Consider the following 14,709-nt stretch of genomic DNA (forward strand, 5'->3'; position numbering starts at 1 on the left):
CTACTCCCCTTCGTCCTGCGCGAAGACCTTCAGATTGGTACTGTGGCCGGGAGAGACACGCGCCTTGGGATTGATGTGGTGCACCGCGTTGTTCACGGCGATTGCCGCTTCACCATAGCCCATGGCGATGAGCTCCAGCTTGCCGGGATAGTGGACGACGTCACCCGCCGCGTAGACGCCGGGGATGTTCGTCTCCATGAGTTGGGAGACCTTGATGGTGTTGCGTTGCAGTTCCAGGCCCCAGTTGCTAATCGGGCCCAGGTCCGGCTTGAAGCCCAGGAGCGCGATCACCGCCTCGACGTCGATCTGCTCCTCGTCCTTGGACTCGCTGTTGAACATGGTGACGTGCGCCACGCAGCCCCCGTCGCCGTGGATCTCCTTCACCTCAAACGGGGTGCGGATGCTGACGGCGCCGGCCGCCGCCGCCTCGCGCATCTCCTGCACCGTGCTCTTGTGCGCGCGGAACTCGTCGCGGCGGTGGATGAGCGTGATCTCGCGGGCGATGCCGCGCAGCCCCAGCACCCAGTCCACCGCCGAGTCGCCGCCGCCCACGATCAGCACACGCTTGCCGCGAAAGTCCTCCGGCTGCCGCACGTGCGTGTGCACGCCGCCTTCCAGACCGTAGTGCTCGTTCCAGCCTGGGCACTCCAGCACGCGCGGGTTCAGCGCACCCTTCCCCGCCGTGATGCAGACCGTCTTGGTGAGGAACTCGCCGCGCGGGGTGACCAGGCGGATGTGGCCGTCTTCGGGGATCAGCTGCTGCACCTCGGCCTCGAGCACCACCTCGGGACCGAACTGCGTCCCCTGCTCGATCATGTTCTTGGCCAGGTCCTTGGCCAAAATCCTGGGCAGGCCGCCCACGTCGAAGATGTACTTTTCGGGATACAGGGCCATCAGTTGCCCGCCCAACTGCGGCAGCGCATCGACGATGCGGCAGCTGACGCCGCGGAGCCCCGCATAGAAAGCGGCAAAGAGCCCCGTGGGCCCGCCGCCAATGATGGTGATGTCGGTGATGCCGTCGCTCACGCGCCCTGCTCCGTGGAATGGCGAAATCCTGCCCCCGCGCACCCGCGCGGCGGCGTTCATATACGGGCGAAGGTGGCGGGGCGCAAGGAAAGCAGGGCGAGTGCGTGGGTGCGGGAGTGCGTGACTGCGCGATTTCTCTGGCTGCGGACGCGCGAGCGCCTGGAACCCCGCACACGGTCAGGCCGCCGAGTCCACGAAGGTGGACTTCGCGCAGTTGTAGCGGCGAATTCATTCGCTCCTGCAGGCGGACGGCACGTTACCAGTTCAGATTCTCAATGGGCACCATTCGTCCGCAGGCAGACATTGCAATTGCTTCGACGCGCGTTCGAATCATCCGCCCCTCTCGCACTCTCGCACTCTCGCACTCTCGCACTCTCGCACTCTCGCACCTTCGCACCTTCGCACCTTCGTACCTTCGTACCTTCGGACTCTCGCACTTCCGTCCTCCCCGCTATATTCCCGCCCCGCCACCCCCAATCACCCGAGAGGAGCCGAGTCTTGTCCGAGCCGCTGGTCTTTATCTACGCCGACGAATCGTGCCTGGGCAACCAGTTCAAGGGGCGCGCCCGGCCCGGAGGCGCCGCCGGCGTGGTGGAGTACTGGCATCCCGCCAAAGGCTGGATCCGCCGCGATTTCTGGAGTTGCGAGCCCGACACCACCAACAACCGCATGGCCATCCGCAGCGCCCTGGTGCCGCTGGCGGCGCTCAAGCAGCCGTCGCGCGTCGTCTTTACCTCCGACAGCCGCTACCTGGTGGATGGGATGACGCAGTGGGTGCACGGCTGGGCCGCGCGCGGCTGGAAGCGCAAGGACGGCGAGGTGGAGAACGTGGAGATGTGGCGCGCCCTCATGCCCGTCGCGTCGCGCCACCAGCTGCAGTGGCGATGGGTCAAGGGCCACGCCGGCCATCCGCAGAACGAGTACGCCAACCACCTGGCCATCCGCGCCGCCACCAAGCAGATCGACAGCGGCGGCCTGGTGGAATCCGGCTTCGACAAATGGATCGCCGAGGAGCAGGAGAAGGAGCGCTACCTCAACTTCTTTGCGCTCCCTCCCGACGGCTTTGACTTCAAGCCCGCGCGCAAGCTCCCCACACGTTGAGCAGCCGGTGGCCGGCGCGCATCCCCGCGCGCCCGGCGCACCGCTCGTCACGCCCCACGTCCGCCTGGCCCGGCTAACCAACCCTTCATCCGCAAAGCGTCAGAGCGCACGCCGGGTGGTCGTTGAGATCACAGGAACGCGCGACACCCGCAGCGCACCTCGGACGGAGCCAGCCTTCCTTGGGCGCCGGACGAATCCGCGGGACGGGAGGCATACATGGCCGGCAAGGCAGACCTCGTGAACGGCATCGCCGATGGCGCGGACGGCACCGTGGATCCATCAAGTGATCCGGCGTACGCCTCGCTCTCCGCGGCCGAGGCGGCCGGAGGGGAGCCCGGGCGCGGATGGGTGGCCGACGGCTGATGCCCGGCCGCCGACGCACGAGAGCCCGCGCCAGGGGATCGGCGCGGGCTCTCGTCTATATCAACGATCCAGGTAGACCATGAGCCGCCTGTGAGGCCGTGGCGCATGACGCGCGGGCAATCCGCAATCCATCAGTCCTCGACCGCCCTGCGCTCGAAGATGCGCTGGAACCAGCGGACGGCGGATGCCTCGACCTCCGCCATCTCCACGGGCCGGCCGAGCTCGCCCGAGATCGAGCCCACGCCGTGGTCGCGGATGCCGCAGGGGATGATGGTGCCGAAGAACGACAGGTCCGTCGTCACGTTGAGCGCAAAGCCGTGGCTGGTGATCCACCCCGACGACACGCGCACGCCGATGGCCGCCAGCTTGCGATCGTCCACCCACACCCCCGTCAGCCCTTCCACGCGCCCGCCGGCCAGCCCGAAGTCCGACAGCACGCCGATCAGCGCTTCCTCGATGTCGCGCAGGTAGCGGTGCAGGTCCTGGCGGTCCGGCTTCAGGTCGAAGATGGGATAGCCCACCAGCTGGCCCGGGCCGTGGTACGTCACGTCCCCGCCGCGTCCGGTGTCGAACAGCTCGATGCCGCGCTCGGCCCGCTCTTCCGGCGTCACCAGCACGTTCTCGTCGTGCGAGCCGCTGCCCAGCGTGATGACGTGGGGATGCTCCAGCAGCAGCAGCGTATCCGGGATCTCGCCCGCGCGACGCTGCTTCACCAGCTCCGCCTGCAGCACCAGCGCGTCGCCGTAGGAGATGCGCCCCAGGTGGCGCACCTGCATGGTCCGGGCGCCCGCCGGCGCATCGATCGTCTCGCTCATGCCCAACAATGGACGGGGGGCGCCGCCGGCACGCAAGTCCGGCGGCGCCCCCCGATCCATCGGCCCGCCCGGCTACGGGATCAGCTGGCCGGCAGCCGCACCCGCACCGCCGCGGTAAACGGCGAACAGACCACGCCGGCGCATGCGGCCACGCGGTACTCGTACGCGCGGTCGGGGAGCAGCCCCGTGTCAGGGAAGGCGGTGGCGTTGGCCGCCGCCGTCCCCGCAGCCGCCCACGCGGTCCAGCTGCCGTCCAGGTTGCGCAGCCGGCGCTGGATGGTGAAGCCCGTCTCGCTGGTGCTGGCGTCCGTCCACGTGACCTGCGCCGACGTGGACGAGAGCGCCACCACCGCCGGCCCCACGGGCGCGGCGGGGGGCGCGGGCATCGCCACCTGCACGGCGGGGGCGAGCGGCGAGCACACCGGGCCGTTGCAGGCGCGAACCCGGTACTGGTACACGCCCACCGCCACGCCGCTGTCGGCGAACACCACGGCGTTGGAGCGAAGCTGGGCGCGCACCGCGTAGTCGCTCCAGGTGCCGTCCTCGCGCCGGTCGCGGCGCAGCACCTCGAAGGCGGTCTCGTTGCCGCTGGCGTCCGTCCACGTCACGCGCACCAGTGACGGAGCCACCACCGCGGCACCCGTCCCCGTGGGCGCCGCCGGGGGCAGGGGCATGGGCACCGCCGCGCTCGTGGACCGGGGCGAGCAGCCCACCACGTTGCAGGCGGCCACGCGGTAGCGGTACGACACCCCCGCCGTCAGCCCCGCGTCGGCGAGCACGGTGGTGTTGCGGCCCGGCGTGGCGATCTGCTGGTACGCCGTCCAGGCGCCGTTCAGGTACTGCGCCCGCTCCACCACGAACCCGCTCTCGTTCGCGCTGTTGTCCACCCAGGTGAGGCGAAGCTGCGTTCCGCTCAGCGGCCGCCCCACCGGCGTGCCCGGCCCGGCCGGCACGGCGATGCGCAGCGCCGCGGCCGCCGTCCAGTCGGAGCACGCCAGGTCGTTGCAGGTGCGCACCCGGTGCTGGTAGTTGCCACCCGTGGCCAGCCCCGTGTCATCATACTCGCGAGCGGCGCCGTTCACCGACCCGGCGTTCCCCCACGTGCCCCAGGTGGAATCAGCGGCGTTCTGCATCCGCCGCCCCAGCTCGAAGTGGGTGATGGAATCCAGCCCCGCGCTCCAGCCGACCCGCACCGACGTGGCGGAGTGCAGCGCCACCGTCACCCCCGCCGGCGCACCCGGCGCGTTGGTCTCGCCGAACGCCGCGCGCAGGTTGGGGAACGTGCCGATGCTCTGGGTGAGGTCACCCGTTTGCGGCGAGCCCGTGGCACGCAGCAGCGTGCGCATCTGCACGGAGGTAAGCACCGGCAGCCCGCGGGCCTTGCGCCGCCCCTGCACCGCCGCGGCCGCGGCGGCCACGATGGGCGACGCGCTGGAGGTGCCGCTGAAGCTGGCCGTGTAGAACTCGTTCACCGACGAGCCGAACAGCCCGCCGTACCCCAGCGTGGTTACGCCACCTCCCCATCCTTGCACGTCCACGCGGCTGCCGTAGCACGAAAAGTAGAGACGGGCGTGCAGCGAGTTTCCCGCGCCCACGATCAGCGCGCCCGAATCGCGCAGGTTGCGGTTGAACAGGCCATTCATCTCCGGCGCGTCCAGGTTCTGCCCGCCGTTCCCCGCCGCCGCCACCACCACGCGTCCCGCCAGTGTGGCGGCGCGCGTGGCGTCGAACACCGACTGCAGCACCTCCAGCGGCACGTACACCCCCGTGGGGCCCCAGTACTGCGCCTCCAGCAGCAGCACGTCACCAGCCGACATCACGGCGGCCGCCTCGGCCACGGCGGCGGCGGGGTTGTAAGCGCCATAGTAGTCCGTGGGGATCACACGGATGTCGGCACCCGGCACTCCGCCGGTCACGCCAAAGCCGTTGGGGCGCCCGGCCAGCTCGCCCAGCACCGCCGTGCCGTGGTCGTTGCCAAAACCCGTGTAGCGCGTCCCCGTGCCAATCTGCGCCGACGCCGGCAGCCCCAGGTCTTCGTGGCCCAGGTTCCAGTCGTACTCCATGTCCACCACCATCACCCCCGCGCCGTCACCGCCGGGAAGTGTGCGCGCCCACACGGCCTCGGACCCGGCGGGGGCGACCCCCAGGTACCCCTGCTGGCCAGTGAAGTCGGGCGTGGCGAACAGGTTGACGAAGCCCGGCGGCGGGGCTGGCACCGGCGCTCGGTACGCGTGCTCCACCTCCGGCCGTGTCCGCAGCCGCGCCAGGAACTGCTCCGTGTCCGTTCCGGCGGGCACCGTCACCCGGTACCACGAGCTCAGGTCGGGCGCGGCCTCGCCGGACTGCGCGGCCGCCTGATCGGCCCGCGCCTCCACCGCCAGCCCTTCCGGCGTGAACAGCGGGGCCGTACGCACGCCCGCGGCCGGGTCCAGCAGCGCCGCCAACGCATCCAGCGGAACGCCAGCGGCGCTCACCACTTCGTCCCCTCGCAGGCGCACGTCCAGGGCGGAGCGGAACTTTACCTCCAGCGCCTGCGGGTCGCCGGCGGCGAGCGCCGCCGCGGGGGGAGTCTCAGGGATCGGAGCCAGCGGCTCACGATCCACGCAGGCTGAAAGCGCGGCGAGCCCCAGCAGGGCGCCAACGAGGTGTCTTGACATGGGGTGTACTCTCCGGCGGAAAGGCTGTCGGACGGTATAAAGGCGAGAACCACGGGTGGGACGGCAGGGCCGTTGCGGTTGATATAGCGCGTATCACGACATATTGCAACACTTTCGCGTAGCAGGGCTGCGGGGTCACCCAACAGCGGGGTTTGTTCACATGACCTGTGTAGCGCGCGTCAGACCAGCCGCCGTCGGCGTCATTTGCAGCGCGGTGGCCTTTAGGATCAGCTCCCTGCACAGGAAAAACTTGACACAGAACGATAATTGCAATTATCATAAATGCGATTATCAAACATTGGGAACTGGAAGGCATTCGAATGTCGGCGAAGCAGTTCTTCGGGCGCGAGCAGGAGCTCCGGATCCTTGAGCGGGAACTGACTCGGCCCCGGCCGTCGGTCGTCGTCGTGCGCGGCCGACGGCGGGTGGGCAAGTCGCGGTTGCTGATCGAAGCAACTCGCGCCTATCCCACGATCTACTACCAGGCCACGAAGATCGCGGAGTCGATGAGCCTGCACCTGTTCAAGGCCGAGATTTCGCGGGTGATCGGGGAGGATCCCCTGCTGGATTCGCTGGGAGAGTGGCTGGGTGTGCTCGCCTTCCTGGAACAGGTCGCCGCGCAGAGATTGCCCGGGCTCACCATTGTGCTGGACGAGTTTCCGTACCTGTGCGAAACGGATCCGGCCCTGCCCTCCATCATGCAGAAGTTCTGCGATGGAGTGCGCGAACGCGGCACCCCGTTGAACGTGGTGCTGTGCGGATCGAAAATCTCGTTCATGGAAGAATTGCTCGGCGAGAAGAATCCTCTGCACGGGCGACAGACGCTGGACCTGGACCTGGGCCCTCTGTCATTCCGCGACGTCGCGAAGTTTTTCCCGGCCTGGAGCGCGGACGAGCAGCTTCGCGCCTACGGAATGCTCGGGGGAATCCCCTATTATCTGAACCTGTGCGACCCCGAGTTCACGCTCAGGGAGAACGTAATGGATCTGGTGCTCTCCAGCGGGGCGCCACTCAGCGACGAGCCCAACAACCTGCTGCTGGCCGAGCTTCGCGACGTCACGCGGTATGCCACGCTGCTGCGGTCCATCGCGGAAGGGTGTACCGACTCCGGCGCGATCATCGGGCGTGTCCGCGAGCTGAAGGATTCCAGTGCCCTTGCTCCGTACGTGCAGAAGCTCGCCGAGCTGCGCCTGATCCGCATCGTCAGATCGCTGGACGCCACGGAAAAAGAGCGTGACAGGCGGTACTACCTGGACGACCCGTTCCTCGCGTTCTGGTACAGGTTCTATCTGCCCAACCTTTCCCCTCTGGTCGCGGGGCACCCGGAGGAGGTCTGGAGGCACGCGATCGAACCGCACCTGGACGATTTTATGGGAGGGATGTTCGAGTGGATCTGCCGTGACTACGTACGCCGCTTCAGCAACGAAGTGCTTCCCACCGCGGCACAGCAGGTCGGCCAGATCTGGGCCGCGGACTTCGACATCGACGTCGCGGGGCGGCTGCTGAATGGAGACGCGTTTGCGGGCGAGTGCAAATGGTGGAGCGGGCCCGTCGGAATGAACGTGTTGCAGCGGCTGCGTGAAACGGCGAACCGTCCATCCTATGAGCGCGACGCGGAGAAACGCTACCTGCTTCTCTTCTCCCGCTCAGGATTTACGGCCGATCTCAAGCGTGAGCAGAAGCGCGACCCCTACCTTCGCCTGGTGGGACCGCGCGAGCTGCTGGGAATGCCACCTGCCCGCCGACGCCGGAGAGTCGAAGCAGCAGGATAAGCACACCGGGAGGCCGCGCGGGGTGGCCTCCCGGTTCATCATCCTCCCCTTCCGGCGACGATACGCTTCATCGGGAAGTGTCCACCACCTGCTTGACGCGCGCCCGGAACCGGTTGCCGTCGGCGCCGTTCACCAGGCGGTGGTTGTAGCCCAGTGAGATGAAACCGCGCTTGCGCGGCACCACGGCGTGGTTACCGATCTCGTCGCTCACCCCGGCCGCGCGCATCACCAGCAGCACGAGCGCGGAGTTCGATGCGCTCACGCTGAAGTCGATCCGCGTGCCGCGCCCCACCCCCGGGACCATCGCCGGCCGCCCGGTGAACGCCTGGGTGGAACTGTCCCCTGATCGGCGGATATAAGGCAGGGCGGGGCGCGAAAGCTGGCCTCCGCGCCCTGGATCGTGGGCGCGGATTGTTTTATTTGAGCCGCCCCTTGTAGACACTTCCTTTCCGCGCACCCCCCCTCCAGCCGGATCGCCCCGCGATGAGAACTCTGCTTGCCGCGCTCTCCCTGCTGCTGGCCGCAAGCTCCGCCGTTGCGCAGGACACCCCGCCCCCCGACTCCGGCCGCGTCTACGAGCTGGAGGACGTGGAGACGCAGCCGCGCCCCGTGAACGTGGCGGATCTGCGCGCCGCGCTGGATGCCGGGTTCCCGCCCGAGCGCCTGGCCCAGGGCGCCGGCGGGACGGTGAACGTCTCGTTCGTCGTCGGGGCGGACGGGGCCGTGCGGCAGGCCCGCGTCGTCTCTTCGACCGATGCCGCGTTCGACGCGCCGACGCTGTCTGCGCTCGCCGTCCTGCGCCTTAGCCCCGCTACCGTGGGCGGCACCCCGGTCGCGACGCGGGTGGAGCTCCCGATCCAGTGGCAGGCCCCGGCGCCCGTTGCGCAGGCGGAGGAGGGCGTCGTGTCCACGGCGGAGGTGACGGAGCAGGGGGAGCGGCTCTACACGATGAGCGACGTGGTGGTGGAGGCCCGCACCTACGAGATGAGCGAGGTGGACCACCGGCCGGAGCCTCGCCGCGCCGACGATCTGCGCCACCAGCAGTTGCGGAACCAGCCACCCGAGACGCGCGGGCAGCAGTCGGGCCGCGCCACGGTGTGGGTGCGCTTTCGCGTCAACGTGGACGGGACCACGGATGCGTTCACCGTCATCCGCAGCACCGACACGCGGTACGACGCACCCAGCATCGCGGCGTTGCGCAACCTGCGCTTCTTGCCCGGGAAGCTGGATGAACAGAGCGTGGCCGTCTGGATGGAGCTTCCCCTGCACTGGTAGGGCTCCGTACGTGAGCGCGGCGGATCAGTCCTCGACCGCCGCGCGATCAAAGACGCGCTCGAACCAGCGGACGGCGGACCCGAAAACGGGTCATCGAACGAACTCATGGAAGAAGGCGTAGGCCAGCGGCTCGCGGAGCTTCTGCCTTGCACCTCTGCCCAAACCATCTATTATGTCTTGATACGTAATTCTATGTGCCGCCGTTCTGCCGGGCGGCGATGGACGCTCCATCCCTCGAGGAGGCACCCATGAGTCGAGCACGTAACACCATGGCGGGTCGGGCACTGTTTGGGCTGGCCGTGCTGGCGACTCTCGCATTCGGCGCCCGCCAGGCGGCCGCCGCACCCGAGACGGGCGCGGGCGCAGCGCGAGTCTGCTCCACCACCAGGTGCAACAGCCTTTGCATCAAGGCCGGGTTCACGGCCGGGTACTGTTACGACGGCTACGACTGCATCTGCTACTGATTGAAATCGCGGGACCCGGCACCCGCACCTTTGGCGGGCGCTCACGAGGCATCGCGGAGAGGCAAACGGATCGGCCCCGGGAGACATGCTGCGTCTCCCGGGGCCGATCACGTTCCTGCCCGTTTACGACGTGACCACCGGCTCACACCTCGTCGGGGAAGTTCTCCATGAGATGCGCGCCAGGAACTGGTCGCCTTCGGCGCCGTTCACCACGTCCGCTACTCTACAATCATCAGTCTCGCAAAAAATCTGATATCCCAGGTTATCCGGGCAGCCCCGACCTTCACGATGAACTCCTCGACCGGCTTCACCTGCCGGGCGAATCCTTCCTTGATCCGCAGGCGAACCAGCCACGACTTGTGGAGCCCTGGCAGGTTTTGCGAGTCGATCCCCTCCTGGGGCCGCAGGGAATGGCTGACCCGGTTGTCCGGCTTGCGCATCGGCACGCTGCGGCCGTTCTCGTTGATCAGGATGTCGGAGGTGATCAGATCGACTCCCAGCGAGCTGAGGTCGTGATAGTTCTGTTCGGAGGGATGATAATCGATGTGGAACTCGACCATGCCGTGGGAGACACGAAACTCAAACTCGGGAGAGTCCTCCAGCCCCACTCCCTCGATGCACAAATCCGGTTTCCAGCGGTGCTTTTCGACCGCTCGGATGACACGTTCCTTCAGCTGCCGCTTCAGTTGCGCGATGTTCCCGCCATAGGTGATGATCGGGTAGTGCTTCACGTCGAACGGAATTTCTTCTGCCTGCTGCGCAATGAGGATAGGGCGGCGCTGCAGGGCATGTGCGTAGCCCAGCTCGTAGAATACGTTGGCATTCCTCCCCGTCAGCTCCGCGATGATGATGTCCGCCTTCGCGATCTGATTGTAGATCCGCTCCAGAACTCCTTCATCGAATTGCTGCTCGTCAACCCGCTCACAATCCGCTCCGGCCTCCTGACAGGCCGCTTTGATCCCGAGTTCGTATATATCGGAAAAAGTACCCGCAAAGGGCATCAACACAAACACAAAGGGCCTGGCGGATCCGCTCTGCATAAAGTACCCCGGCGGGCTTTCGGGTCCGGATGGGAATGGGTGCGGGAGCACCAACGCGAAGACGTCAGTGCTCCCGCGGAAAGACGATCACCCCGAAACGGCTCACGCCTCGTCGGGGAAGTTCTCCATGAGCTGCTTGATGCGCGCCAGGAACTGGTCGCCGTCGGCGCCGTTCACCAGGCGGTGGTCGTAGCCCAGCGAGATGAAGCCGCGCTTGCGAGGCACCACGGCGTGGTTGCCGAACTCGTCGCTCACCACGGCGGCGCGCATCTCCACACCGCCCACGCCCAGAATGGCCACCTGCGGCTGGTTGATGATCGGGAACCCGATCGTCGTGCCGAAGATGCCCGGGTTGGTGATGGTAAAGGTGCCACCCTGGATCTCGTCGGGCTTGAGCTGCTTGCTGCGCGCCCGCCCGGCGATGTCGTTCAGCCGCCTGGCCAGCCCCACCAGCGACAGCTCGTCCGCCTGCTTGATCACGGGCACGATGAGCCCGTGGTCCAGCGCCACCGCGATCCCCAGGTTCACGTCGGAGCGGTAGATGACCTCGTGGTTGCTGTAGCTGGCGTTGATCTTGGGGAACTCGCGCAGCGCCCGCGCCACCGACCACGCGATGAAGTGCGTGTAGGTGACCTTTACGCCCTGCTGCTCCCACAGCTTCTTGTTCTTGCCGCGGATGCGGTCCAGCCGCGTGTAGTCCACCTCGAAGTACGAGTGCACGTGCGGGCTGATGCGCCGCGACTGCACCATGTTGTTCGCGATGATCTGCGTCATGCGGCTGGCCGGCTCCACGCGGTCGTTGGGACCGGCGGAGACGACCGGATGCTGCGGCGCGCCGTAGAACTCGTCCCACGGAAAGCCGCCCTCGTACGCCGGCTGCGCGGGCGCGGCCGGACGCTGGGCGGGTGGCGTGGGCGCGGAGGTGGCGCCGGCCGTGGCGGGCTGCGCCGCGGGGGCCGCCGCACCCTGCTCCACGTACTTGAGGATGTCGTCCTTGGTCACGCGGCCGTTGCGCCCCGTCCCCGGCACCTGGTGCACGGCTACGTTGTGCTCCGCCGCGATCTTGCGCACCAGCGGCGTGCTCTTGGTCCGCAGCCGCTCTTCCAGCGTGTGCGGCCCGTCGCCCAGCGGCGCGCCGACCGGGGCGCCCGCGCCGCCGCCGGCCGCCGCCTGTCCCGCGACGGGCTCGGGCATCACGGTCGGCCGCTCCTCCGGCACCTGGAAGTGGTCCGAGGCGCCCGCGGGCGCGGCCGGGGCCTGCGGCGCGGCGGCCGCGGCGGCGCCGGCTTCCGTCTCGATATAGGCGACGATGGTGCCCACCTCGACGGTCTGGCCCTCGGTCACCACCACCTCGGCCAGCACGCCGGCCACCGGCGACGGGATCTCCGCGTCCACCTTGTCGGTGGAGATCTCCATGATGGGCTCGTCGCGCTCCACCTGGTCGCCCACCTTCTTGAGCCACACGGACACGGTGCCCTCGGCGATGGACTCGCCCATCTGGGGCATCGGGACTTCTACACGGGCCATGATCGGGTCCTGTCGTTGGGCTGGCTGTTTCGGACGCCGGCCAGCTCTGTCTCGTGGCTTTGAGGTGATAGGGATAAATATTAGGAATAGCGGGCAAAAAAGGCCGCCGTTGCTGGCTATTCCCTGTTCCCTGTTCCCTATTCCCTGTCGTTCCTTCAGTACGCGGCGAGATGCCGGATCGCCTTGATCACGTCTTCCACCTGCGGAAGAAAGTAGTCCTCCAGCGGCGGACTGTACGGCACGGGGGCGTCGGCGGCGGCCACACGCAGCACGGGCGCGTCAAGCCACTCCCACGCCTTTTCGTTCACCCGCATGGCGATCTCGCCCGCGATGCCGCCGGTGCGCGTGTCCTCGTGCACCACCAGCAGGCGGTTGGTCTTCTTGACCGACTCGATGATGGCGTCCTCGTCCAGCGGCAGCAGCGTGCGCAGGTCGATCACCTCCACCGACAGCCCGTCCGCCTTTTCCACCATCTCGGCCGCCTCGGCGCACTTGTGCACCATGGCCGCGTAGGTGACGATGGTCAGGTCCTTGCCCTCGCGGTGCGTGCGCGCCTTGCCCAGCGGGACGACGTAATCGTCCTGGGGCAGCGTCTCGCGCAGCTGCGGCCGGCGGTACAGCCACTTGTGCTCAAAGAACAGCACCGGATCGTCGTCGCGGATGGCCGCCTTGATGAGCCCCTTGGCGTCGTACGCGGTGGACGGGTAGACGATCTTGAGCCCCGGCGTGTGAAAGAACGCCATCTCGGGGTTCTGGCTGTGGAACGGCCCGCCGCGCACGCCGCCGCCGCTGGGGCCGCGGATCACCATCGGCACGCCGCCGGACCCGCGGTAGCGGCTGGTGGCGATGTAGTTGGTGATGATGTCGTACGCGCAGGAAATGAAGTCGATGAACTGCATCTCCACGACCGGCCGCATCCCCATGTGGGCCGCGCCGGCCGCCGCGCCCGTAAAGCCGATCTCGCTGATGGGCGTGTCGACCACGCGCGACGCGCCGAAGCGGTCCAGGAACCCCTCCGTCATCTTGAACGCGCCGCCATACGCGCCAATGTCCTCGCCCATCACGAAGACCCGCTCGTCGCGCTCCATCTCCTCCCACATCCCCTCGCGGATCGCCTCCAGAAGGGTGACGGGCTTGCCCTGCTCGGTAAGCCGCAGGTTCTCCGGCTTTTCAATCACGGTCGCCATGTCTCGGACAGCTCAGGCTCGGGTGGGGTCGGGAGGCGAGTGCCGCGTCCACGGCGCGTTCACCGGGCCGTCCCCGTACACGTCGGTCAGCGCTTCAAGCGGCTCGGGCATGGGGCTCTTTTCCGCCTCGGCCGCCGCCTCGTCCAGCTCGCGGTCGATGTCGGCGCCCATGGCGCTCAACTCGTCGGCCGTGGCCCAGCCGTTGTCCAGCAGCGTCTTTACGTAGCGGTCGATGGGATCATTCGTCGCCGCCCAGTGCTCGATCTCGGCCGGGTCCACGTACGTCTGCGCGTCGTGCTGCGCGTGGCCCTTGCGGCGGTACGTCATCACCTCGATCAGCGAGGGGCCTTCCCCGGCACGGGCGCGGTCCACGGCACGCTTCGAGGCGGCGTAGGTGGCCAGCATGTCGTTGCCGTCCACCTGCTCGCCCGGCATCCCGTACCCCGGCGCCTTGTCGACAAACGCCTTGGCCGCCGTCATCAGTCGGCTGGGCGTGGAATACGCCCACTGGTTGTTCTCGACGATGACGACGAGGGGCAGCTTTTGCACCGCGGCGAAGTTCACGCCTTCGTGGAAGGCGCCCGTGGAGGTGGCGCCGTCGCCGATGTACACCATCCCTACCCGGTCCTGGCCGCGCTGCTTGAAGGTGAGCGCGACCCCCGCCATCACCGGGATCAGGTCGCCCAGCGGGCTGATCTGGCCGATGAACCCGCGGTCCAGGTCGGTGATGTGGATGTTGAGCTCCTTGCCGCGCGCCAGCGAGTCGCCCTTGGCCATGTACTGCCGGACGACCTCCACGGGCCGGGTGCCCATGGTGAGCATCGACCCCATGTTGCGGATGAGCGGCGACAGCATGTCACCCGTTCCGTCCTGGCGGCGCCGCAGCGCGTACGCGGACGCCACCGACTCGCCCTCTTGCCCCAGCGAGCGAAACAGGCCGCCGATCACCTTGCTCTGCTTGAACAGCAGCTCCAGGCGTTCCTCGAGGCTGCGGGTAAGCCGCACCAGCCGGTACATCTCCAGCAGCTCCTCGCGACTGAGCCCGTGGGGGATGGAGGCGGTGGAGCGGCCCTTGGTCTTTTTCAGCATGTGGATTGAACGACGTCCGACAGCACGGGCGCGGGCGCGCGAAAACGCCACCCGGCCGGAAGCGGGACAACTTGGGCCGGTGCGCCCGGGGAGTCAAGAAAAGACGAGTGCGAAAGTGCGGGAGTGCGGGAGTACGAAAGAGATTCGCTCAGTCGCTGGACGGTTTTTCGTCCTCATCTCTCGACCCGGTCGTTTCTGCGTCATCCCGTACTCACCAGAAGATGGGGCCTCACACAGAGTTAGCAGAGTTAACAGAGTTGAGTCCGGTCCAAGAAGTCACGATGGCTGATGCGGCGGTGTCAGGCGAATGCGGCCGTGGCCCATTGAGCGGGTCTCCAGAGGCGGATGAAGGCTCGGAACCGTCCGCGCAATCGCGGCCCCCGCCCGCCGGCA

13 protein-coding genes are annotated in these 14,709 nt (G+C 67.8%); 5 read left to right on the forward strand and 8 right to left on the reverse strand.

Annotated features, from left to right (window positions below; translation table 11 throughout):
* Entirely contained in the window at positions 1-1,026 is a 1,026-nt protein-coding gene (locus ACOJUJ_RS23170) for an NAD(P)/FAD-dependent oxidoreductase (protein WP_420129291.1), read from the reverse strand.
* Between the two features lie 498 nt (positions 1,027-1,524).
* Here ACOJUJ_RS23170 and ACOJUJ_RS23175 point away from each other — a divergent pair, with 498 nt between their 5' ends.
* Both ACOJUJ_RS23175 and ACOJUJ_RS23180 read left to right on the forward strand, forming a co-directional pair.
* Positions 1,525-2,127, forward strand: a complete 603-nt coding sequence (locus ACOJUJ_RS23175; protein WP_420129292.1) for a ribonuclease H family protein — start codon at positions 1,525-1,527, stop codon at positions 2,125-2,127.
* A gap of 216 nt (positions 2,128-2,343) precedes the next feature.
* A complete protein-coding gene (locus ACOJUJ_RS23180; RefSeq protein ID WP_420129293.1) occupies positions 2,344-2,490 on the forward strand; it encodes a hypothetical protein in 147 nt (48 codons plus the stop codon).
* A 131-nt stretch (positions 2,491-2,621) separates the two neighbouring features.
* Here ACOJUJ_RS23180 and lipB read toward each other — a convergent pair whose 3' ends face one another.
* Both lipB and ACOJUJ_RS23190 read right to left on the reverse strand, forming a co-directional pair.
* Positions 2,622-3,305, reverse strand: a complete 684-nt coding sequence (gene lipB / locus ACOJUJ_RS23185; protein WP_420129294.1) for a lipoyl(octanoyl) transferase LipB — start codon at positions 3,303-3,305, stop codon at positions 2,622-2,624.
* Between the two features lie 80 nt (positions 3,306-3,385).
* Complete coding sequence (locus tag ACOJUJ_RS23190) at positions 3,386-5,962, reverse strand: S8 family serine peptidase (RefSeq protein ID WP_420129295.1); 2,577 nt, start codon at positions 5,960-5,962, stop codon at positions 3,386-3,388.
* A gap of 320 nt (positions 5,963-6,282) precedes the next feature.
* On the opposite strand from ACOJUJ_RS23190, the gene ACOJUJ_RS23195 reads away from it, so the two are divergent.
* The gene (locus ACOJUJ_RS23195) at positions 6,283-7,734 is read left to right on the forward strand and encodes an ATP-binding protein (RefSeq protein ID WP_420129296.1); all 1,452 of its coding nucleotides are present in this window, start codon (positions 6,283-6,285) and stop codon (positions 7,732-7,734) included.
* 67 nt (positions 7,735-7,801) lie between these two features.
* Here the strand turns inward: ACOJUJ_RS23195 and ACOJUJ_RS23200 are convergent, their stop codons facing one another.
* Positions 7,802-7,996 (reverse strand): hypothetical protein, encoded by a 195-nt coding sequence (locus ACOJUJ_RS23200; protein WP_420129297.1) that lies wholly within the window; start codon positions 7,994-7,996, stop codon positions 7,802-7,804.
* Between the two features lie 221 nt (positions 7,997-8,217).
* Between ACOJUJ_RS23200 and ACOJUJ_RS23205 the strand changes: the two genes are divergently transcribed.
* Both ACOJUJ_RS23205 and ACOJUJ_RS23210 read left to right on the forward strand, forming a co-directional pair.
* On the forward strand, positions 8,218-9,009 hold the full coding sequence (locus ACOJUJ_RS23205; protein WP_420129298.1) for a TonB family protein: 792 nt from the start codon (positions 8,218-8,220) through the stop codon (positions 9,007-9,009).
* 248 nt (positions 9,010-9,257) lie between these two features.
* Entirely contained in the window at positions 9,258-9,473 is a 216-nt protein-coding gene (locus ACOJUJ_RS23210; protein WP_420129299.1) for a hypothetical protein, read from the forward strand.
* 218 nt (positions 9,474-9,691) lie between these two features.
* Here the strand turns inward: ACOJUJ_RS23210 and ACOJUJ_RS23215 are convergent, their stop codons facing one another.
* The 4 genes from ACOJUJ_RS23215 to ACOJUJ_RS23230 form a co-directional block, all read right to left on the reverse strand.
* Entirely contained in the window at positions 9,692-10,474 is a 783-nt protein-coding gene (locus ACOJUJ_RS23215; protein WP_420129300.1) for a hypothetical protein, read from the reverse strand.
* A 141-nt stretch (positions 10,475-10,615) separates the two neighbouring features.
* Complete coding sequence (locus ACOJUJ_RS23220; RefSeq protein ID WP_420129301.1) at positions 10,616-12,040, reverse strand: dihydrolipoamide acetyltransferase family protein; 1,425 nt, start codon at positions 12,038-12,040, stop codon at positions 10,616-10,618.
* A gap of 155 nt (positions 12,041-12,195) precedes the next feature.
* Positions 12,196-13,227 carry an alpha-ketoacid dehydrogenase subunit beta gene (locus ACOJUJ_RS23225; protein WP_420129302.1) on the reverse strand — a complete coding sequence of 344 codons (1,032 nt, stop codon included), beginning with the start codon at positions 13,225-13,227 and terminating at the stop codon, positions 12,196-12,198.
* A 12-nt stretch (positions 13,228-13,239) separates the two neighbouring features.
* The gene (locus ACOJUJ_RS23230) at positions 13,240-14,316 is read right to left on the reverse strand and encodes a thiamine pyrophosphate-dependent dehydrogenase E1 component subunit alpha (RefSeq protein ID WP_420129303.1); all 1,077 of its coding nucleotides are present in this window, start codon (positions 14,314-14,316) and stop codon (positions 13,240-13,242) included.
* Between the last annotated feature and the right edge of the window lie 393 nt (positions 14,317-14,709).

This window comes from Longimicrobium sp., assembly GCF_048594345.1.
Lineage (GTDB): Bacteria > Gemmatimonadota > Gemmatimonadetes > Longimicrobiales > Longimicrobiaceae > Longimicrobium.